This window comes from Mesorhizobium sp. WSM3862, assembly GCF_002294985.1.
Taxonomy (GTDB): Bacteria; Pseudomonadota; Alphaproteobacteria; order Rhizobiales; family Rhizobiaceae; genus Mesorhizobium.
On the sequence record NZ_NSGE01000012.1, the window covers coordinates 1 to 20974 of the forward strand.

Below are 20974 nucleotides of genomic sequence, written 5' to 3' on the forward strand. Positions count from 1 at the left end.
ACGATACATTGAAGCTGGTGCTGGTGAAGGGGCTTGCGTCGTCGGTGTCCTGGCCCTTGATCAGCAGCGAGGCCGCGTCGGTCTTCACCTCGTTGGCCTGGAACTGGATGTAGGCGCTGGTGATGATCGCGCCTTGCGGGATGTCAATACCGGTGAAGCGGAGGCCGACCGTCTGGCGGGTGCTGCTTTCAAAACCCAACTCCAGATCGTTGATGTTGGTCGAAATCGTACCGGAGCCTTTCTCCTCGACGTCGTCGCCGGCGCTCGCCAGCCTCGTTTTGAACACCGGGTCGGCCCCGAGGGCACTGGTGACGGTAAACTCGGACGCCGTCGCGGTGCCGGCGTTGGATGCGATACCGGCACTGGTCGCTTCCTCGGTGGTGTCTGGTAGGCCCGCACGGTGCCAGAAGCCCGAGGTATAGCCTGTTACGCTGTCAGGAAGAGTGCCGTCGAGATGAATGCCAATTCTGGCTGCAGCTTCGGTAAGGCCGTTCAGGCCGGCATTGATCCCGCCTGTCGAGGTGTGGCCGGCAATGAGGGTATCGATCGCGGTCGCGCCTTGATGCGTGCCATCGCTGTTAACGCTTTTGTCGCTTCCGGCAGCAAGACTGCCGGAGCCGGGAGCTTCCCCAATCGCCGAGGCCCTTGACGTGCTGTCATGGTTCTGCTTGCCCGCATTCGGAGCGCCAGTACTAGCTGTTGGGACGGGCCCGTCATCGATCGTTTGAAGGCCTTCGAGGGAGGACCAGGAGCCGAACCACGTCATGCAGGCGCCAAGGCTCCCGCTAATCCCAGGTGTCCAGAGTCGTTCCGACAAACCATGTCTTCCTCGCCGTCCATGATAAGGCGCCCAGCCTCGGCCTGGATCGCTGCAGCCTCGAACCGGTCGCATTCACCCGCGCGCTGGCGCTATTTACGATGATCCAAACAGAATGGTGCGGAAGCTAATTTGTAGTATTATTTCAGGCAATTCTGCTACCTCACAACGGCCATCTTGTCAGACGAATGACTTAGAATTGCGCTCATAGTCTAGACAACAAACCGGTGGTTCGGCGCGAGGAGTTTCCGACTTAGGCGCGTGCAGAACTATCCGCGGGGACACTGCTCTTTCGGGGTAGAATCGTCGTCTCAAAGTTTGCGATCTTGAGAAAAACCATCGAGAACACGTCAGCCGTCGTGTCGCTCGCCAAGTCGAAGCTGGATGTTTTGCGCACGAACGGCTCCGGCCTCCATATGAAACGGTAATTGGAAAGAGGCAGCTCAGTGGCGCCCCGTGTGGGTAGTCACTGGGGATCAACAAGGTTGAACGCGCGAACATGATCGTCCGTTCAATCGGCACAATGTCTGCACGTACGACCACCGGGAGTTACGCCGCGGGACGCACATCTGAGTCACGGCGAAAGGAACCAGTTCGGCTGCTGTGCGCCGCATCTCGGCCGCAACGATGTTGACTGCAGTTGCCTATAAGCCGACATCTGATTGGGGGTCGCGCTAGACAATCCACGGTGGCGCCATTACGTGCAAGGATCATGAGACCATACTCGGTAGGCCTGCGACTTGGACGATATCTGCCGCAGCCCGATTAAGGCAGGCGCTCGCCATTTCGCGACGCGGCGAAGCTTCTGGTCCGCGATACCCTCCGATCCAGCTATTCGTACCGACCGTTTTCGCCGGAACAACGTTGTTCGAAACATATGCGGAAATCACGTCTGCCATGAGTTCCAAAATTGCATCTTTCGAGGCGTCGTCGGTCATTTCTCTCTGCTCTGATTGACCGTGCATCTTGTTCACTGCGCCACGGCTCTTGACGCGAAGCGTGGCCCAGTCGTGACATCGATGATCTCTGGTGTCGTGCTGTCGACGACGCCGTCCCAGCCGCCGCCGAGCGCCTTGTTCAATGCTATATAGTCGGTGGCGATCGACACTCGGCTTTGGAGCAGAGTGTCGTCGGCTGAGTAGGCCGATCGCTCGGCATCCAGCACATCGAGAAGGCTCGTCTCGCCCGCCTTGTAGAGCGTCCTTTCCAGCCTCGCGGCTTCGCCATAGGATTTCGCGGAAGAGGCGAGCCTGCCGTTTCTGATGCGCTCCTGCGATAGTGAAACCGTTGAGTTCTCCACGTCTTCCAGCGCGGTCAGCACGGCGGCCTTGTATGCAATGAAGTACTGGTCGCGCTGGGCTTTGGCGACGTCGACGGCCGCCCGCAACTGGCCGCCGTTAAACAGCGGCACGCTGAGCGCCGGACCGAACGACCAGCCGATGGTGGAGTTCCTGCCGAGATCGCCGAGCTTGAGGGATGTGGTGCTGATGTCGCCGGTCAGGCTGACGCTCGGATAGCGCGCCGCCTCGGCCTGGCCGATCTTGGCGGTGGACTGCGCATACTGCCGCTCAGCCATGCGCACGTCCGGACGGGTGAGCAGGATGTCGGCCGGGATGCCGGTCGGGATCGGCAGGCGGGGCGCTGGGATCGGCTTGGTGCGCTTCAGCCGCTCGGTAAGGGCCGCCGGCGGCCGGCCAGTCAGCACCGAAAGCCGGTGCACGGCTTCGGCGTAGCTTGCTTCCAGCGTCGGAATCTCCGCTTCCGTGCTGCTTGCCTGTCCCATGGCCTTGGCGACATCTGCCGCCGTCGCGGTGCCGGCCAGGGCCATCGTGCTGGTAAGCTCGGCGGTCTGCCTTTGTGACGCAGCCGAGCGCCGGGCCAGCGCGACGCGGGTCTGATAGCCGCGCGCCTGGATATAGTTGGAGGCGACATCACCGACCAAGGTCAGAAGGGTCGATCGCAGGTGTTCCTCGGAAGCGTCGACGCCATAGCTGGCGGCCTCGACGCCGCGGCGGTTCGCGCCAAAGAGGTCGAGTTCCCAGCTGGCATCGAAGCCTGCCTGGTACTGGTCATAGGTTGTGCTGGTTGCCGTGCCCGAGTTGGTTGCTGCGGTCCTATTGCGGGTAGCCGAGGCCGAACCCTCGGCGGATGGTAGCAACTTGCCCACCGACTGGCGGTAGCTTGCCCGCGCCTCGCGGATTTTGGCCTTGGCGCTCGCGACATCGAGATTGCCGGCGACCGCTTCCTCCACGAGCGCGTTCAACTCGGGATCGCGCAGGCGCTGCCACCATTGCGACAGCTGCACCGGCTTAGCCGGCTTCACCGCCTTCTGCCCGCTCCAACTCGCTGGCATTGCCAGAAGAGACTTCTGGTAATCCGGACCGACGACGCATCCCGAGAGCAGGGCAGCGGCAAACGCGGGCAAAAGAAGCCCCTTCGCGGTCGCGAGACCGCGTTCAAAACCTGGCATGGAAAGAAACCTCTATTCTTGAGTGGCTGTGGCTGGGGTCCCGTCCGTATCCTGCTTGGTCGCCTTGCCCTTGAAGATGCGGCGCACCCTGACGAAGAGAAGCGGCACCAGGAAGACGCCGATCACGGTCGCCGCGATCATGCCGCCCATCACGCCGAGGCCGACCGAGTTCTGCGCGCCCGAGCCCGCGCCGCTGGCGATCGCCAGAGGTGTGACGCCGAGAATGAAGGCCAGCGACGTCATCAGGATGGGCCTCAGGCGCTGTCGCGCCGCTTCGAGCGTTGCTTCGACCAGGCCCATGCCTGCCGCCTGCCGCTCGATGGCGAACTCGACGATGAGGATGGCGTTCTTCGAGGCAAGGCCGATCGTGGTGAGCAGGCCGACCTTGAAATAGACGTCGTTGGTCTGGCCAAAGAGGGTGGCCGCCGCCAGCGCACCGAAGATGCCGATCGGCACCGACAGCATCACCGCGAAGGGGATCGACCAGCTTTCGTAAAGCGCGGCAAGGCACAGGAACACGACCAGCGCCGAAATCGCGTAGAGCGACATCGCCTGGTTGCCGGAAAGCTTCTCCTGATGCGACAGGCCGGTCCATTCATGCGAATATCCGGCGGGCAGTTGCGCGGCCAGCCTGTCGATCTCGTCCATCGCCGCGCCTGAGCTTTGGCCGGCGGCCGCGGCGCCCTGGATCTCGACCGCCGCCGAGCCGTTGTAGCGTTCGAGGCGGGGCGATCCGTAGGTCCAGTGGCTGGAGGCGAAGGCCGAGAACGGCACCATGGCGCCGCTGGAGTTGCGGACCTGCCATTTGTCGAGATCTTCCGGTTGCATACGGAAATCCGCGTCCGACTGCAGATAGACCGGCTTGACCCGTCCCCGATCGATAAAGTCGTTGACGTAGTCGCTGCCCCAGGCGCTCGACAGCGTGTTGTTGATGTCGGCGAGGCTGATGCCCAGCGCGCTGGCCTTTTCCTGGTCGATATCGACCGAAAATTGCGGCTGGTCCTCCTGGCCGTTGGGGCGTGTGTTGGCGAGCAGCGTGCTCTTCCCGGCCAAGCCGAGCAGCTGGTTGCGCGTCTGGATCAACGCCTCATGGCCGGCGCCATTGACATCCTGGAGGTAGAACTCGAAGCCGTTGGTGTTGCCGAAACCCTGGATTGCCGGTGGGGCGAGGGCGAAGACTTGGGCATCCCTGATCTTGGAGAAGGCGGCCATGGCGCGGCCGGCGACCGCAGACACGGAAAGAGCCTTGGTCTTGCGCTGGTCGAAATCCTTCATCCGCACGAAGGCGATGCCGACATTCTGCCCGGAGCCGCCGAAGCCGAAGCCGGAAGCCGTGAACACGCCTTCGACCGCGTCCTTCTCCTCGTTGAGATAGTGGTCGGTCACCTGAGCCAGCACGCGCTGGGTGCGGTCCTGCGTCGCGCCGGCCGGCAGTGAAGCGCTGGTGATCAGGATGCCCTGATCCTCATCCGGCAGGAACGAGCTCGGCAGACGGGCGAACATCCAGCCCATGGCAACGACGATGACGAGGAACACGGCAAGGAAGCGCCAGGAACGGTTGATGATGCCGTGCGAGCCGTCGCGGTAGGCGATGGTGCTGCGATCGAACATGCGGTTGAACCAGCCGAACGGACCCCTTTGCGTCGCATGGTCCTTGGCCGGGCGCAGGATGGTGGCGCAGAGCGCCGGCGTCAGCACCAGTGCCACCAGCACCGAGAGCACCATCGCCGAGACGATGGTGACCGAGAACTGCCGGTAGATGATGCCGGTGGATCCGCCGAAGAAGGCCATCGGCACGAACACGGCCGACAGCACGGTGGCGATGCCGATCAGCGCGCCGGTGATCTCGTTCATCGATTTGCGCGTAGCCTCCTTCGGCGGCAGGCCTTCCTCGTGCATGACGCGCTCGACATTCTCGACCACGACGATGGCGTCGTCGACGAGCAGGCCGATGGCCAAAACCATGGCGAACATGGTGAGCGTGTTGATCGAATAGCCGAAGAAGGAGAGCACGCCGAATGTGCCGAGCAGCACCACCGGCACGGCGATCGTCGGAATGATGGTAGCGCGCAGGTTCTGCAGGAAAAGCAACATCACCAGGAACACCAGCACGATCGCTTCGGCGAGCGTCTTCACCACTTCCTCGATCGAAAGCCGCACGAAGGGTGAAGTGTCATACGGGTAGACGACCTCGACGCCTTGCGGGAAGGTCGAGCTCAGGCGATTGATCGTCGTGCGTACAGCTTCCGCCGTGCTGATCGCGTTCGCGCCGGTCGCCAGGCTGATGGCGACGCCGGCGGCCGGCTTGCCGTTGTAATGGGCTTGGGTGGTGTAGCTTTCGGCGCCGATCTCGACCTTGGCAACATCGTTCAGCCGCACCAGCGAGCCGTCGGTATTGCTCTTCAGGATGATGTTGCGGAACTGCTCGGCGGTCTGCAGCCGGCTCTTCGCCGTCACCGTGGCGTTGAGCTGTTGGCCCTTGCGCGCCGGGAGCCCGCCGAGCTGGCCGGCCGAGACCTGCGTGTTCTGCGCCTCGACGGCCGTGGCGACATCGCTCGGCATCAGCGCGTATTGCGCTAGTTTGTCCGGGTCGAGCCAGATGCGCATGGCATAGCCGGAGCCGAAAAGCTGCGTCGAGCCGACGCCTTCGACACGCTTCAGCGTGTCGTTGACGGTTGAGTCGACATAGTCCGCGAGGTCGGTCGAGTTCATCTTGCCGTCGCTGGAGACGAAGCCGATGACCATCAGGAAGCCGGTCGAGGATTTGGAGACGGTGATGCCGTTGTTCTGGACGACCTGCGGCAGCTGCGACTGTACCAGCTGCAGCTTGTTCTGCGTCTGCACCTGGGCGGTGTCCGCGTTGGCGCCGCTGGTGAAGGTCAGCGTGATCGAGGCCTGTCCGGTCGAGGTCGACGTCGCCGTCATATAGTCGAGATTGTCGATACCGGTCATGCTCTGTTCGATGACCTTGGTCACCGAGTTCTCGACGGTCTGGGCGTCGGCGCCGGGGTAGGTGGCGCTGATGTTGACGGTGGTGGGAGCGATCTGCGGGTATTGCGAGATCGGCAGCGACTGCAGCGCCAAGAGGCCGCCCAGCATGATCACGATGGCGATCACCCAGGCGAAGATCGGCCGGTTGATGAAGAATCCCGACATCGCTTCAGTTCCCGGTTGCGCCAGAGGCCGGCTGCTTGGCGGCACCGGCGGCATTGCCGCCGGTGGCGGTCGCCGAGGCGGAGCTCTGCTGGCGGTCCTTGATCTCGCCGGTCGTTTCGTCGATCGTCACTTCGACCGCTGTCGCGTCGCCTCCGGCGCGCACCAGCTGCAGGCCCTCGACGATGACGCGGTCGCCGTCGCCGACGCCCGAATCCACCAGCCAGTTGTTGCCGACGCCGTTGCGCACGCTGAGCACGCGCTGCTCGACCTTGCCCTGGGCATTGACGACCATGGCCGTCGCCTGGCCCTTGGGGTCGCGGGTGACGCCCCGCTGCGGCACCAGGAAGCTGTTTTGGGCGACGCCTTCCTCAACGATGGCGCGCACATACATGCCAGGCAGCAGCAGGCGGTCGGGATTGGGGAACTGGGCTCTGAGCGCAAAGGTGCCGGTCGACTGGTCGACATTGGCGCCGGCGAACTCCAGCTTGCCGTTCTGCGCGTAGATGGTGCCGTTGTCGAGCTTCAGCTTGACGCTGACATTGGTCCCGCTGAATTTCAGCCGGCCTTCGTTGATCGCCTGGCGCAGATTGAGCAGGTTGGTGCTGGACTGCGTGACGTCGACATTGATCGGATCGAGCGAGCGAATGGTGGTCAGCACCGTTTCCTGGTTGGCGGTGACCAGCGCGCCCGGCGTCAGCGAGGATTTGTCGATGCGCCCGGCGATCGGCGCGGTGATCGAGGTGCGATCGAGGCTGATCTTTGCGGTTTCGACGCTGGCCTTGGCGGCTGCGACGTCGGCCTGCGCCTGCGCCAGCGTCGCGGCGGCATCATCGTAATCCTGCTTCGAGACGACGTTCTGCTTCAGCAGCCCGGCATAGCGGTCGAACTTGGCCTGGGCGGTGGGCACCGCGGCTTCAGCCTTCTGCTGCGTAGCGACGGCGCTGTCATAGGCGGCCTGATAGCTCGCCGGGTCGATGAGGTAGAGCGGCTGCCCCGCCACCACCTCGGCGCCTTCCTGGAACAGCCGCTGCCGGATGATGCCGTCGACCTGCGGGCGTACCTCGGCCACGAGCGAGGCAGCGGTCCGGCCCGGCAGCTCGGCGGTGATCGCGACCGATTGCGGATGCAGGGTGACGACGCCGACCTCAGGCCTGCCGGCGCCTCCCATGCCGGCGGGCACCTGGCTCTTCTCCTGCGAGCAGGCTGCAAGCAACAGCGCGGCACAAAGCGTGCCTGCCCAGGCAGACAGGCGGCGCGGCCGCGCCAGCGAAAGAGAACGATTAGGCTGGATATGCATTGACAGTTTCTTTCACTGGGGTTGCGGCGCTTGCCTGATCGGTAGCGCCGGGCGCTTCGACCAACAGCTTGCGGAGGTGACGGGCGAGGAAACGCTGGATGTCACCCATCAAGGTGTAGACCACCGGCACGTAGACGAGGCTGAGCACGGTCGAGGAGATGAGCCCGCCGATCACGGCGATCGCCATCGGCGCACGCGTCTCGGCGTCGGCGCCGATGCCGAGCGCGATCGGCAGCATGCCGGCGCCCATGGCGATCGATGTCATGACGATGGGCCGGGCCCGCTTGCGGGCAGCATCGAGCAGTGCCTCGAAGCGGCTCATGCCGTGCTCCTTCTCGGCGACCAGAACATATTCGACGAGCAGGATCGAGTTCTTGGCCGCGATGCCCATCAGCATCAGTATGCCGATCAAGGGCGAGACGCCAAGCGCCTTGCCGGTGATGAGGAGGAAACCAAGCGCGCCGCCGACCGAGAGCGGCAAGGCGACCAGGATGGTCACCGGTTGCACGAAGCTGCGGAAGAGCAGCACCAGCGTCAGGTACATCAGGATAATGCCGGCGGCGATTGCCGTCGCGAAACCAGAAAACAGCTCCTGCATGCGTTGGGCATCGCCGCGCGCCAGCTCATGCACGCCCTGCGGCAGGCTTTTCATCGCGGGCAGGGCGCGGATGGCTTCGGCCGCCTGACCGAGCGTCAGGCCGGAAAGATCCGCCTCGACCGTGGCGCTGCGGCTTCTGTCGACACGCGTGATGCTGTTCGGGCCGGCGTTGAAGCCGATATCGGCGACGGCGCCAAGCGGCACCGTGCCCATGCTGCCGATCAGCGGCAGCATGGCGAGCTTTGCCGGATCGTCGATGGCACCGTCGGGCAAGGTGACGACGATCGACACTTGGCGGTCGCCGAGATTGTATTTCGCCAGGCTGGTGTCGGCGTCGCCGATGGTGGCGATCTTCACCGTCGCGGCGATCTCGGTCGGCGTGACGCCAAGCTCGGCCGCCTTGGCGCTGTCGGGCCGCACGATCAGCTCAGGCTTGGTGGTGGCCGCGGTCGAGGTCGGATTGATTAGCCCGCGAACCGATTTCATGCCGTCGACCAGCGCGTTGCTCGCCCTCTCGAGGGCCGCGCCATCGTCGCCGACCAGCGTGATCGATACCTTGGCGCCGGCGAAGCCGTCGGCGCCGAACTGGACGCGGGCGCCGGGAATGCCGTTTAGCTTCGGCGAGGCCTCGGCCTCGAATTGCTGCTGGCTCATCGTCCGCTCGGCGCGCGGCTTCAGGTTGACCGTGACGGTCGCCGTCCGCACTTCGGCTGAGCTCGAGCTTTGGTTGGGTCCGCCGCCCGAAGACGCAGCCGTGCCAATGGTGGCAAATATGCTGTTGACGGCCGGCTCCTTCTGCAGCCGTCTGGTGATGTCCTGCACCACCGCCGTGGTCTGCTCGATGGTCGAGCCGGGCTGCAACTCGACCGAGATCATCGAGCGGCCGCGGTCGGCCGCCGCCATGAACTCGGTCGGCAGCCGGGTCGCCAGCAGCATCGAACCGGCGAAGAAGGCAATACCGGCCAGCAATGTGATCCAGCGGTAATCGAGCGCGTTGCGCAGCAGCCACAGATACGTCGGCACCCAGGCAGGCAAATCATCCTCGTCATGGCCGCCGGCGCGCACCAGATAGGCGCCCATCAGCGGGGTGAGCATGCGCGCCACCAAGAGCGAAAACAGCACCGAAACGCAGACGGCGACGGCGAAGGAGAAGAAGAACTTGCCGGGAATGCCGGGCATGAAGGCAACGGGCAGGAACACGGCGACGATGGTCGCGGTGGTCGCCACAACGGCGAGGCCGATCTCGTCGGCCGCTTCGATTGCCGCCTGGTAGGCGCTGATGCCAGTCTGGCGCATATGGCGCACGATGTTCTCGATCTCGACTATGGCATCATCGACAAGGATGCCGACGACCAGCGAAAGCGCCAGCAGCGTGATGTTGTTGAGCGAGATGTCGAAGGCCGCCATCACCGCGAAGGTCGGGATCAGCGACAGAGGCATCGCCACCGCCGAGACCAGCGTTGCCCTGATGTCGCGCAGGAACAGCCAGACCACGCCGACAGCGAGCAGCGCGCCCAGCCATAGAGCTTCGAAGGCGGCGTCGTAGCTTTCCTGGACGAAGCCGGACGAGGAGGTGACTTCGGTGAACTTCGCGACGCTGGTCTTGGCGGCCATTTCGGCGATCGCGGCGCGGGCGGCCTTGACCACGTCGATCTCGCTCGAGCCGACCGATCTGTAGACATTGAAGGCGACGACCTGCCTGCCGTCGAGATAGGCGGCCTGGCGCGGCTTTTCCCAGCTGTCGACGACAGTGCCGAGGTCGGAGAGCTTGACATCGCCGGCGCCGCTCAGCGCGATGCGTGTGTCGGCCAGCGCCTCCACGGTCGTTGCGCTGGCGAGCGTGCGCACCGACTGCTCCTGGCCGCCGATATTGGCGCGGCCGCCCGGCTGGTTGACGTTGTTGGAGGCGAGCGTCTGGCTGACATCGCCGGCGCTGATGCCGAGAGCCGCAAGCCGGTCGGGATCGAGCTCGACGCGGATGACGCGATCGACGCCGCCGGAACGGGTGATCTTGGAGACGCCGTCGACGCCGAGCAGGACCTTGGCGACGTCATTGTCGATGTACCAGCTCAGCGCGTCGGGCGACATGGTCGGCGCCTCGACGACGAAGGTGAGCACCGAATTGCCGGTTGCGTTGACCTTCGCCACGACCGGCGTCTGGGCCGCGGCCGGCAGGCTGGACTGCACGCCGGAGACGGCGTTGCGGACATCGTTGGTCGCGGTCTCGGGGTCGGTGCCGAGGGTGAATTCGATGGTGGTGACGGAAGAGCCCTCGCTGATCGAGGTCGAGACATCGTCGACTGCTTCGAGAGTCGCGACCGCGTTCTCGATGACACGCGCGACCTGGACTTCCATTTCGCTCGGCGCTGCGCCCGGCTGCGCCACCGTGACGGTGACGGTCGGCAGGTCGATGTCGGGCATATTGTTGGTGCGCAGCTGCATGAAGCCGTAAACGCCGGCAACGCTGAGCGACAGGAACAGCACGATGGTCGGAACCGGATTGCGGATCGACCAGGAGGAGATGGCGTTCATTGCGCGGGCTCCGCCGTGCTCGCAGCATCGGCCGCTTTCGTCTCGTCGGCGGCGACACGCACGAGGTTGCCGTCGTTGAGGAAGCCGGCCCCGGCGACGACGACGAAAACGCCTTCCGACAAGCCGCTTTCGATGGCGACGCGGCCGCTCTGGCGCGTGCCGGTGGCGACTGGACGCGCGCTGACCTTGCCGTCATCGCCAACGACGAACACCGCAGGTTTGCCGTCATGCCAGACCAAGGCCCTTTCGGCGACGGTCAGCTGCCGGGACGACGCTGTCTCGATCGTGACCCGAGCGAACATGCCCGGCCTAAGGCCCGAGCCTTCGCCGACGGCGACATAGACGGTGGCGAGGCGCGTGGTCGCGTTGACCGTCTCGGCTACCTGGGAAACGCTGCCCGAAAAGGCGCGGCCGGATGCATCGACGATGTTCGCCGGCTGACCGGCCGAGATTGCCGTCAGGACCTTTTCAGGGACAAGGACGCCGACCTCCAGCCTGCCGTCGCGGACGATCTTCATCAGCTCGGTACCGGCCTGGACCATGGAGCCTGTCACAGCCGGCCTGCTGGAGACGATGCCGTCGAACGGGGCACGGATCGTCGTCCTATCGAGTTGGGCCTGCAGCCGTTCGGTGGCGGCTGCCGCCTGATCGACCCCGGCCTTGCCGGTCTTGACGGCGGTCGCCTTGTCCTCGGCGGTTTCAGCGCTGACGGCGTTGCTGGCGAGCAGCTTGTTGGCGCGGGCCGCGGCCGACAGCGCGGAATCGAGGGTTGCCTGGGCTTGCGCGACGGCTGCCTTCTGCTCGGCGAGCTGGGCTTTAAGCAGCGAGTCATCCAACCTTGCCACGACATCGCCGGCCTTCACATGATCGCCCTCGGCCACCAGGACTTCGGTCAGGCGCAGGCCGCTTTCTTCGGCGCCGATCGTCGCTTCCTGCCATGCAGCCACCGTGCCGGTTGCGCTGACCGACGATGTCACCGTCTGGGGGACCACCTTCTCCACCGAAACGGTGAGCGTCGCTGCCGGCGCAGGCGTCTGCGCCGCCGGCTCGGGCGTGGCGCGGCCATAAGCCTTGAGCGCTGCGACGGCGGCCAGCGCGGCCAGCAAGGCCGCCAGAAGAAGATGTCTTTTACGCAATTTTGCGGTCATGATTTTCAGTGCTTGAAGACGAGATCGGAAGCGGCAGGCGGTAGGCGGCGAAGCTCAACCGGATCGCCCCTTTCAGCGCCTGCTTCGACAGGATCTTTTGCCTGGCACCGGCGCCGGAGCGTATCGGCAAGGGCGAGCCCAGCGAGGTAAGCAGCCGCAGCATCATCAGGGCTTCCCACATCATCATGCGCTCCATGCTTGACGGCGGTCGCGCGGACGCGTCCGCCAATTCGCAAGAGAACCGGCCGGCCCGTGAACGGGTGGATCAGCGGACCGGCCGGCGCAGACGGTCAGAGTTGCTCGCCATTCCGGGGTAGGGGTGGCTGAAGCTGTCCGTGCGGACCTCCGGGGCCGGCTGCGTCGTCCGGCGGATTGCCCCAGGGACCAGGGCGCGGGCCGTGCGGCCGATCCGCCGAAGCGAGGATTTCGAGCTGTTCGGGCGTCAGCTTGGTGCGCAGCACGGCGATCGCATCCTTCAGCTTGGCGGCCGAAGCCGCGCGTTTGGTGACCTCGTCGGCCAGGCGCTCCTGAAAGGCGAAGGGATCGCGTTGCGCCTGGCCGGGGCCACCGGGGGAACCCGGCCCGCCCGCCTCGGGACCGCCGGGAGCGCCGGGGCCACGGTCGAACCGCGGAGGCGCCAGCACCGCCTGCAGCGCGCTGGTATAGTTGCGCCAGGCATCGAGCTGCTCAGACCGGATGCCGATGCGGGTCTCGAGGGCCGAGAGCCGGGCGGCAAGCATTTCCGGCGGCGACGGTCCCATGCGGCGGAAGCCGAAGCCTTCCGGCGCTTGCGGCCCGTGCCGCATCGGCCCAGGCGGGCGAGGCCAGGGCATCGGCCCCGGGCCCGTGTCGTCCTTCTGATTGATGGCCGGCGGCTCGTCGCCCGGTGCGGCGCCGGGATCGGGCTGAGCGGCCAGCACGGGATGGATGGCCGCGACCGAAAACAGGCCGAGCGCCAAGAGTTTGCTTCGCATGACGTGATCCTTTGCTTGCATGCTTCGGATGGCTGGAGGATAGGAGGCGTCTTTTGCCGCTTCGCGTCGCGGCATTGCCGAAGGTTTCCGGAAAAAGGAGATTTGTTTCCGAATGTTTCCAACGGCTTTGCGGAAACGTTCCGTTGCAATTTTCCGTGCCGCTTGGCGGCGTCGCTCCCTATAATCAGGGACGAAAAGGCAAGCGGGCGAAGAATGCAGACAAAATCCCACATCCTCGTCGTCGACGACGACCGCGAGATCAGGACGCTGCTCGGGCGCTATCTCGACGGACAGGGATTTCGTGTCTCAGTGGCGGCGGACCGGCGCGAATGCGAGCACAAGCTTGGCTCCGGCCAGTTCGACCTCATCGTGCTCGACGTCATGCTGCCTGACGGCTCCGGTCTCGACATCTGCCGGAGCCTGCGGGACCGCAAGCCGCATATCCCGGTCATCCTGCTGACCGCGCTGAAGGAAGATGTCGACCGCATCATCGGGCTGGAGCTCGGCGCCGACGACTACCTCGGCAAGCCGTTCAATCCGCGCGAGCTTACGGCTCGCATCCGGGCGGTGCTCAGGCGCTCGGCGCCGGACGAAGTCGCCCCACCCAAGGTTCGCGTCTATCATTTCGCCGGTTACCGGCTGGAGCCGGACACGCGCAGTGTGATGAACGCCGACGGAGCCCTGATCGATCTTACCGGCGCCGAGTTCGACCTGCTGCAGGTCTTTCTCGACCGGCCGGGGAGGCTTTTGTCGCGCGACCAGCTGCTCGATCTGACGCAAGGGCGCGAGCGCGAGCCGCTCGACCGGTCCGTCGACGTGCTGATGAGCCGGCTGCGCCGGAAGTTCGCGGAGGCGGGCGAGGAGAACCTGTTCAAGACCGTGCGCAATGGTGGCTATCAACTGACCGCGCGCGTCGAAACGGCGGAGACCGGGGCATGACCTCGCTGCGCCGGCGGCTGATCATCCTTCTGGTCGTTTCGATCCTGGGCGTGGTCGGGCTTGCCACCTTCGTCGCCGTCAAGGTCCTCGGTGGGCCGTCGCCGGAGCTGACCATGGGGCCGCTGGCGCAACAGATACAGTACATGGTGCAGCTGGTTCCCGGCCATGTGCCGGGCAGCGGCGATGCACCGGTGACGATCAGCGATCGTCCGGCGCCGGGTTTCGAGGACCGCAAGCACACGCGAGTGCTGAACGACATGCTGCGCCAGAACGGCCTCGATGTTTCGGCCGTCGTCAGCCGCAATGCCGGGCAACCTGGGATGGTCGCCTCTGTCGCGTTGCCCGATCATCGCTTTATGATCGTCACGGTCCCCGACTTGGGCCCGCCGCGCGATGTCTGGTATGTTTTCGCCGGCTGGATGGCGCTGATCGTGCTCGGCGCGACGCCGGTGTCGATCTATTTCACCGGCGTGCTGGTGCGGCCGCTCGAAATGCTCGAAGCCGCCGTCAGCAAGATCGGCTCGGACGGGGTGCTGGCGACCTTGCCGGAAAAAGGCTCGGTCGAGGTGAGGGCCACCGCCCATGCGCTCAACGAACTGTCGGCAAGATTGAGAACGGCGATGGAAAGCCGCATGCGGCTGGTGGCCGCCGCCGGCCATGATCTCAGGACGCCGATGACGAGGATGCGGCTCAGGGCGGAATTCCTGGACGAGGATCGCGAGAAATGGCTGAGCGACCTCGATGAGCTCGACCGCATCGCCGACAGCGCCATCCGCCTGGTGCGCGAGGAGGTCAATCAGGACGCGGTCGAGCCGGTGGAACTGGACAGGCTGCTCCGCGATATCGAGGTCGAGATGATCTCGCTCGGCCATGCGGTGACGATCGACCATCTCGACCACGTGTCGGTCAAAGCCGGCGCGCTTGGCTTGCGCCGGGCGCTGCGCAACCTGATCGTCAACGCCGCCACGCATGGCAAGAGCTGCACGGTCTCGCTATCCGGGCAAGGCAACGGAGCGGTTCTCACCATCGCCGACCGCGGCCCCGGCATTCCGCCGGACCTCTTGAACAAAGCCTTCGAGCCGTTCTTCCGGGTCGACCCGGCGCGCATGCAGTTCATTCCCGGCGCCGGGCTGGGGCTGGCGATCGCCAAGGAGATCATCGAGCGTTATGGCGGATCGATAAGGCTTGAGAACAGGCAGGGGGGTGGGCTGGTGCAGACAATCATCTTTTCCCGGGAGTAGAACACGAGCCAACGATACCATCGGCTCCCTCGATAAACATATGATGTCGCGTCATCCCGGGCTCGATCTGTCGACAGGCAAAAGGCGCGACTTACGCGCCACGTTCCAGCCCGGTCTCGCGCGCGCCGGCGGTGGCAGAGCTGGCGCGCCTATCTGTGCAAGAACGTGGGGCTCTGCTCGTCTCGGAAGCGAAGTCTTCGCTGAAGCCGCAATTTGCCCGCAGTATTTCTCCGCCCATGCGCCCTTTCCAGACATTTTGTGTAGCAGTCGTATCGCGAGAAGAAGGCGAAGGTCTTTGAAACGCTCTCCTATTTCGACTGCGTCAACTTCGCCCGGCAGTGCAAGGCAGCGGCGCTGTTTTCGGTGGCCCTGATGGACGAAGTCTGCCCGCCCTCTACCGTTTATGGCGCGTTCAATGCCTACGATGGCGAAAAGACCATCGTACAGTACGAATTCAACAACCATGAAGGCGGGCAGGGCTATCAGGAGCGCGAACAGATGGCGTGGCTGAGCGGGCTGTTCGGTGTCGGCTGACGCGAGCGGCCCAGCACTAAGCGTTTCGCCTCGCAGCGCGCCTCTGCTTGGCCGCGCAATCTAAGCTCCAACGGCTATCAGCCGCCCCTGTTGCTCTACGCGCTTCCATTCTGCAGCAGCACCCGGGCATACGCTTCGAGGGCCTACCCAACCTAGCCGCTCAACGATGCTGAAGCAGCTTTAACAGCCGCCCTGGCCGAGCCCGCGTGGGTTTGGATGGCATCGGCTCCCCTGCTCGGTGTCAGCTTACTCAGTCCTCTGCCCGAGGACCGGACAGGCAGCAAGCGGTCCCCCCAATCCCATCCGAGTCAGTATCTCGCGTTGCTCCCGTGGCCAATCATGGCCGAAGGAGAAACCAAATGGGACATTCTCACTATGACCTCACCGCTCCCGATCGCCGCGCGTGGAACGCGGGCAAGAAGGTCGGAACGAAACGGCCGTTGAAACCTCGACAGATATGGGCGATCCGGTTCTTTCTCGACCGAGAGCGGCGATTGCGCGATCGAGCCCTCTTCGATCTGGCAATCGACAGCAAGTTGCGCGGCTGCGACCTGGTGAAGATCAAGATCGGCACCTTGGTTCTCGGGTCGGAAATTCGTACCCGCGCGATGGTCGTGCAAAAGAAGACAGGCCGACCGGTTCAGTTCGAGTTGATGAGCGATGCACGCTCCAGTCTTCTCGGATGGTTAGAACGGCGCGGCGGCACGGTCGACGATTATGCGTTCCCGAGCAGGATCGACCCAAAGCGTCACATGAGCACGAGGCAGTATGCCCGCCTCGTGGACGAATGGGTTGTGGCGATCGGACTTCGACCTCAGGAATACGGAACGCATTCGCTGCGGCGTACCAAAGCGTCGATCATTTACAAGACGACAGGTAACCTCCGCGCTGTTCAGATTCTGCTGGGCCACACCAAAATCGAGAACACAGTCCGGTATCTCGGCGTCGATGTAGAAGATGCCCTAACTCGCCGAGGCCACGGAAGTCTAACCAGAAGCGGCTCCATTTCCGAGTGAAGCCGCGGATGCTAAGCGCCCGATACCTGCCGTTAAAGCTAAGGTTGCTCGGCCTTACAAGCGGACATCGGATGATCCGCCGTAAGGGGGATTTAAAGTAGCGTTTCGCTTCGCCTCGGAAGGCGAGAGAAAGCGTACGATCATTCGTCGGACCGGCTGACGACCAGATGAGAGTCGATTTTCCGCTCTCCCCTTGTCATTCGGAAAATCGTTCCTGTCTTATTCTATAAGCTAAGTAGATTTTGAGCCGACGCTCTGGATGGAGCGGGCAATCGAGGGGTGAACCCTCCGCTCAAAGGATCGATCTCATGCGAAAACTGATTTCCGCCGCCCTGGTCGCGCTCGCAGCGGTGGCCACTTCTGGAATGGCTCATGCCGACCAGAAGAAGGTCGTCATTGCTTACCAAACCGGGGCTAATCCCTATAACCTTGGTATCGCCAACGGCGACCTTGCCAGGAAGACCGGGTGGAACATCGAATTCCGCCGTTTCAATTCCGGTGCCGACATTTTCGCAGCCATCGCATCCGGCGACGTCCAGCTCGGCGATGTCGGATCGAGCCCGTTCTCGGCTGCCGTCAGCAAGGGCCTCGACGTGAAGGCGTTCTACATCTCGTCCGTCTCGCGCGACGGCGAGGCGCTGGTGGTGCGGCCAGAAATCAAGTCGCCGGCGGACCTGCGCGGCAAGAAGCTCGCTGCGGCGCCGGTCTCGACTGACCATTACCAGCTTCTGGCCGTGCTCAAGCAGGAAGGCATCTCCGAGAAGGAAACCCAGGTTATCGCCATTCCGCAGCCCGAGATCGTCGCGGCCTGGAAGCGCGGCGACATCGACGGCGGCTTCGTCTGGGATCCGGCACTTTCTGAGCTGAAGAAGAACGGCAAGGTCCTGCTCACTGCCGGCCAAGTCGCTGATCGCGGCGCGCCCACCTTCAGCGCGCTGGTCGTCACCGGCGCATTCGCCAAGGCCAATCCGGAGTTCCTCGGCCAGTATGTCAGGCTGATCGACGGCTACAACCAGGCCTATCTGAGCAACCCGGCCGCCTGGGGGCCGGACTCCGAGAGCGCCAAGCTCATCGCGAAATTGCAGGGCGGCACGGCGGCCGAGAACTCGGAGCAGTTGAAGACGACGGTCGTGCCGCCGCTCGACGAACAGGTCTCAGACAAATGGCTGGGCGGCGGCGAGAAGAGCGCGGTCGCGAAAATCCTCAAGGACACTGCGAGCTTCCTGAAGGACCAGCACAAGATCACCTCGATCAAGGACAGCTACGCGGCCTTCGCCGATCCGCAATATGCGGCAGTGGCCAAGGCCTCGAACTAGCAATCCCGGAAGGAAACGCCGATCTGGCTGGTACGCCAGCCAGATCGCCTGGAGGCCACCATGCTTCGAATCCGCGATGCCAGCATCACCTTTCTGGGTTCCGACGGCCAGCACGTACACGCGCTCGATCACGTCTCGCTCGATATCGCTCCTGCCTCCATCGTTGTCGCGGTCGGAGCTTCCGGGTGCGGCAAGTCGACATTGCTGAACGCGATCGCCGGCTTCCTGCCGCTCACCGAAGGCACGATCACACTGGATGGACGCGAAATCGCGGCGCCGGGCGGCGATCGAGGCGTTGTGTTCCAGAAAGACACCCTGCTGCCATGGGCCAATGTGCTGGACAACGTCGCGCTCGGCCTGAAGTACCGGGGCGTGTCGCGCATCGAACGCTATGAGCGGTCGAGGCACCTTCTTGAACTGGTCGGGCTCGCCGATTTCGCCGAAAAGCCGCCCTACGAACTGTCGGGCGGCATGCGCCAGCGCGTCGGCATCGCCCGGGCGCTGGCCACCGATCCGAAAATCCTTTTGATGGACGAGCCATTCGGCGCCCTCGACAGCCTGACCCGCGAGACGATGCAGCAGCTTCTGGCTTCGGTCTGGGCCAAAACCGGCAAGCAGATCCTGTTCATCACCCATTCGATCGAGGAAGCCCTCACACTCGGCACGACGATCGTCGTGATGTCACCCCGGCCGGGCCGCATCGTCGCGCGCTTCGATGCCGATTTCGTGCGCGATTTCGCCGAGAGCGGCGATATCGGGCCGATCCAGTCCCACCCGCGCTTCATCGAGCTGCGGCAGGAAATCCGCTCGCTCATCCACCAGCCGGAAGGCGCCCGCAGAGGAACCTTGCAATGACGCTCGCCGCCAATTCCCAAACCCCGTTTCCTCCCGCCACGGCTCAGCGGAGGCCGTCTCCCCCGCCGCGCGGCTCAGCATCGGCAAGGACGTTCGGCATCAGCCTGGTGACGTTGGCGGCGCTGATCGCATTGTGGGTACTCGCCGCGCAATTCGGCTGGGCATCGCCGCTGTTCCTGCCGTCGCCGGCCGACGTGCTGACCCAGTTCAACGCCGTTGCGGCCGATGGCTATGCCAATGGCACGCTGCTCGACCACACGCTGGCAAGCCTCGGCCGCATTGCCGCGGCCCTCGGCGTCGGCATTTTCGTCGGCATTCCGCTTGGCCTGCTCATGGGGCTCAATCGTTGGGTCAAGGGCATCTTCAGCGTGCCGATCGATCTCTACTGGGGCTTGCCGCCGCTGGCCTACCTGCCGCTGCTGATCATATGGCTCGGTATCGGCGAAACCTCCAAGATTGTTCTCCTGTCGCTGTCGACCTTCGCCCCGATCTGCTTTGCGGCACAGGCGGGCGTGCGATCGGTGCCCGTCGAACGTATCAACGCCGCGCTGTCCCTCGGCGCCAACCGGCTGCAACTCTTCACCAGCATCATCCTGCCGTCCGCTTTGCCGGAGATCTTGACCGGCCTCAAGATCGCCATCGGCGCAGGATTGTCGACTCTGGTCGCGGCCGAGCTGATCGCAGCCCAGTCCGGGCTCGGCTACATGATCATGTCGGCGGCCAATTTCCTCGCGACCGACGTCGTGTTCGTCGGCCTCATCGTCATTGCCGTGCTCGCCTTCGCCTTCACCAGCGGCATGTGTTGGCTGGAACATCGCCTCATCCCCTGGAAAGGCAAGCTCTGAGGCTTGCTCCCATAGATTCTGCAGTCATTGAAGGAAACAATCCGATGTCCGGCAACAGCACCCGCCCGCTCGATATCTACTGGTACCTGCCGACCCATGGCGACGGCCCCTATCTCGGCACCGACGAGCGGCACCGGCCGGCAACCTTCGGCTATCTCAAGGAAATTGCGCAAGCCACCGATCGGCTTGGCTTCAAGGGCGTGCTCCTGCCAACCGGAACACGGTGTGAGGACGCTTGGATCGTGGCCGCCGGGCTGATCCCTCTGACCGAACGGCTGAAATTCCTGGTGGCGCTGCGGCCGGGCAGCGGGACGCCGGCACTGTTCGCGCGCCATGCGGCCACGCTGGACCGCATTTCCGGCGGCCGGGTGCTGCTCAACGTTGTCACCGGCGCTGATCCGGCCGACCTTGCCGGCGACGGCAACAAGCTCGGTCATGACGCGCGCTATGCCCAGACTGATGAATTCCTCACGATCTGGCGCCGTATCCTGTCCGGAGAGCCGGCGGACTTCGAGGGCAAGTATCTATCTGCTCACGGCACCGACATTTCTTTCCCGCCGGTCCAGCAACCCTATCCGCCACTTTGGTTCGGCGGGTCTTCGGAGGCGGGCATCGAGGTCGCTGCCAAACACACCGACGTCTATCTGAGTTGGGGTGAACCCCTCGAGCAGGTGAAGGAGAAGTTCGATCGAGTCAGGGCACGAGCGGCGGCTCAAGGTCGCAAAATCCGCTTCGGATTGCGCATAAACCTGATCGTGCGTGAAACGGAGGAGGAGGCCTGGGCGGCGGCGGATCGACTGATCAGCCGCGTCACTGACGACGTGATCGCTGAAGCCCAGCATCAATTCACCAAGGTTTCGGAGTCGGTCGGGCAAAAGCGCATCTCCGCTCTGCACCAGGGACGCCGCGACAAGCTGGTTATAGCTCCCAATCTATGGGCCGGATTGGGTCTCGTCCGAGGGGGTGCCGGCACCGCGCTTGTCGGGAGTGCGGAAAGCGTTGCCGCCCGCATTCGCGAATATCAAGAAATAGGGGTGGAGACGGTTATTGCCTCCGCCTATCCGCATCTGGAAGAAGCTTTCAATGTTGCCGAACTGCTGTTTCCGCAGCTCGGACTGCAAGGTGAATTGCCCCTCAAAGAACGCGGCTGGGATCTGGAGTTTGGGCGCGCCCGGGGCGCCGGTGTCCGAGTAGCGGCGTCTTAGGCAGGTCGATTTCTTGCCTAGAGGAGAGAAG

Annotated in this window: 15 protein-coding genes and 2 pseudogenes; 8 read left to right on the top strand and 9 right to left on the bottom strand. The window is 64.1% G+C overall.

Features of this window, described 5'->3' with window-relative positions; all coding sequences use genetic code 11:
- The 9 genes and pseudogenes from CK224_RS26780 to CK224_RS26815 form a co-directional block, all read right to left on the bottom strand.
- Positions 1-766, bottom strand: a pseudogene (locus tag CK224_RS26780) (hypothetical protein); the annotation flags it as partial.
- 761 nt (positions 767-1527) lie between these two features.
- Complete coding sequence (locus CK224_RS31540; RefSeq protein WP_176478034.1) at positions 1528-1755, bottom strand: hypothetical protein; 228 nt, start codon at positions 1753-1755, stop codon at positions 1528-1530.
- A gap of 32 nt (positions 1756-1787) precedes the next feature.
- Positions 1788-3287 carry an efflux transporter outer membrane subunit gene (locus CK224_RS26785; protein WP_095783866.1) on the bottom strand — a complete coding sequence of 500 codons (1500 nt, stop codon included), beginning with the start codon at positions 3285-3287 and terminating at the stop codon, positions 1788-1790.
- Positions 3288-3299: 12 nt separating this feature from the next.
- Entirely contained in the window at positions 3300-6443 is a 3144-nt protein-coding gene (locus CK224_RS26790) for an efflux RND transporter permease subunit (protein WP_095783867.1), read from the bottom strand.
- 4 nt (positions 6444-6447) lie between these two features.
- Positions 6448-7740 (bottom strand): efflux RND transporter periplasmic adaptor subunit, encoded by a 1293-nt coding sequence (locus tag CK224_RS26795; RefSeq protein WP_095783868.1) that lies wholly within the window; start codon positions 7738-7740, stop codon positions 6448-6450.
- A complete protein-coding gene (locus CK224_RS26800; RefSeq protein ID WP_210199679.1) occupies positions 7724-10870 on the bottom strand; it encodes an efflux RND transporter permease subunit in 3147 nt (1048 codons plus the stop codon). The genes CK224_RS26795 and CK224_RS26800 overlap by 17 nt, the downstream gene beginning before the upstream one ends.
- Entirely contained in the window at positions 10867-12006 is a 1140-nt protein-coding gene (locus CK224_RS26805) for an efflux RND transporter periplasmic adaptor subunit (protein ID WP_210199680.1), read from the bottom strand. Before CK224_RS26805 ends, CK224_RS26800 begins: the two co-directional genes overlap by 4 nt.
- Positions 11999-12202, bottom strand: coding sequence for a hypothetical protein (locus CK224_RS26810; RefSeq protein ID WP_245426243.1), 204 nt, complete (start codon positions 12200-12202; stop codon positions 11999-12001). Before CK224_RS26810 ends, CK224_RS26805 begins: the two co-directional genes overlap by 8 nt.
- A gap of 106 nt (positions 12203-12308) precedes the next feature.
- Positions 12309-12992, bottom strand: a complete 684-nt coding sequence (locus tag CK224_RS26815) for a hypothetical protein (protein WP_095783959.1) — start codon at positions 12990-12992, stop codon at positions 12309-12311.
- Positions 12993-13205: 213 nt separating this feature from the next.
- Between CK224_RS26815 and CK224_RS26820 the strand changes: the two genes are divergently transcribed.
- The 8 genes and pseudogenes from CK224_RS26820 (at position 13206) to ssuD (ending at position 20943) form a co-directional block, all read left to right on the top strand.
- A complete protein-coding gene (locus CK224_RS26820; protein ID WP_095783870.1) occupies positions 13206-13931 on the top strand; it encodes a response regulator in 726 nt (241 codons plus the stop codon).
- Complete coding sequence (locus tag CK224_RS26825; protein ID WP_095783871.1) at positions 13928-15172, top strand: ATP-binding protein; 1245 nt, start codon at positions 13928-13930, stop codon at positions 15170-15172. Before CK224_RS26820 ends, CK224_RS26825 begins: the two co-directional genes overlap by 4 nt.
- Positions 15173-15454: 282 nt before the next feature.
- Positions 15455-15706 (top strand): annotated as a pseudogene (locus CK224_RS26830) (acetylxylan esterase); the annotation flags it as partial.
- A 359-nt stretch (positions 15707-16065) separates the two neighbouring features.
- Positions 16066-16722 (top strand): tyrosine-type recombinase/integrase, encoded by a 657-nt coding sequence (locus tag CK224_RS26835; RefSeq protein WP_095783872.1) that lies wholly within the window; start codon positions 16066-16068, stop codon positions 16720-16722.
- A 308-nt stretch (positions 16723-17030) separates the two neighbouring features.
- Positions 17031-18038, top strand: a complete 1008-nt coding sequence (locus CK224_RS26840) for an ABC transporter substrate-binding protein (protein ID WP_095780141.1) — start codon at positions 17031-17033, stop codon at positions 18036-18038.
- Between the two features lie 60 nt (positions 18039-18098).
- Positions 18099-18893: an ABC transporter ATP-binding protein gene (locus tag CK224_RS26845; RefSeq protein WP_095783873.1), complete on the top strand. Its 795-nt coding sequence runs from the start codon at positions 18099-18101 to the stop codon at positions 18891-18893.
- Positions 18890-19738: an ABC transporter permease subunit gene (locus CK224_RS26850; protein ID WP_095780139.1), complete on the top strand. Its 849-nt coding sequence runs from the start codon at positions 18890-18892 to the stop codon at positions 19736-19738. The genes CK224_RS26845 and CK224_RS26850 overlap by 4 nt, the downstream gene beginning before the upstream one ends.
- A 44-nt stretch (positions 19739-19782) precedes the next feature.
- Positions 19783-20943 (top strand): FMNH2-dependent alkanesulfonate monooxygenase, encoded by a 1161-nt coding sequence (gene ssuD, locus CK224_RS26855; RefSeq protein ID WP_095780138.1) that lies wholly within the window; start codon positions 19783-19785, stop codon positions 20941-20943.
- Positions 20944-20974: the final 31 nt, after the last annotated feature.

What these genes read in the sequence shown, in the direction of transcription:
- CK224_RS31540 (WP_176478034.1), bottom strand. Translation starts at nt 1,755, where the DNA reads ATGACCGACGACGCCTCGAAAGATGCAATTTTGGAACTCATGGCAGAC.
- CK224_RS26785 (WP_095783866.1), bottom strand. Translation starts at nt 3,287, where the DNA reads ATGCCAGGTTTTGAACGCGGTCTCGCGACCGCGAAGGGGCTTCTTTTG.
- CK224_RS26790 (WP_095783867.1), bottom strand. Translation starts at nt 6,443, where the DNA reads ATGTCGGGATTCTTCATCAACCGGCCGATCTTCGCCTGGGTGATCGCC.
- CK224_RS26795 (WP_095783868.1), bottom strand. Translation starts at nt 7,740, where the DNA reads ATGCATATCCAGCCTAATCGTTCTCTTTCGCTGGCGCGGCCGCGCCGC.
- CK224_RS26800 (WP_210199679.1), bottom strand. Translation starts at nt 10,870, where the DNA reads ATGAACGCCATCTCCTCCTGGTCGATCCGCAATCCGGTTCCGACCATC.
- CK224_RS26810 (WP_245426243.1), bottom strand. Translation starts at nt 12,202, where the DNA reads ATGATGTGGGAAGCCCTGATGATGCTGCGGCTGCTTACCTCGCTGGGC.
- CK224_RS26815 (WP_095783959.1), bottom strand. Translation starts at nt 12,992, where the DNA reads ATGCGAAGCAAACTCTTGGCGCTCGGCCTGTTTTCGGTCGCGGCCATC.
- CK224_RS26820 (WP_095783870.1), top strand. Translation starts at nt 13,206, where the DNA reads ATGCAGACAAAATCCCACATCCTCGTCGTCGACGACGACCGCGAGATC.
- CK224_RS26825 (WP_095783871.1), top strand. Translation starts at nt 13,928, where the DNA reads ATGACCTCGCTGCGCCGGCGGCTGATCATCCTTCTGGTCGTTTCGATC.
- CK224_RS26835 (WP_095783872.1), top strand. Translation starts at nt 16,066, where the DNA reads ATGGGACATTCTCACTATGACCTCACCGCTCCCGATCGCCGCGCGTGG.
- CK224_RS26840 (WP_095780141.1), top strand. Translation starts at nt 17,031, where the DNA reads ATGCGAAAACTGATTTCCGCCGCCCTGGTCGCGCTCGCAGCGGTGGCC.
- CK224_RS26845 (WP_095783873.1), top strand. Translation starts at nt 18,099, where the DNA reads ATGCTTCGAATCCGCGATGCCAGCATCACCTTTCTGGGTTCCGACGGC.
- CK224_RS26850 (WP_095780139.1), top strand. Translation starts at nt 18,890, where the DNA reads ATGACGCTCGCCGCCAATTCCCAAACCCCGTTTCCTCCCGCCACGGCT.
- ssuD (WP_095780138.1), top strand. Translation starts at nt 19,783, where the DNA reads ATGTCCGGCAACAGCACCCGCCCGCTCGATATCTACTGGTACCTGCCG.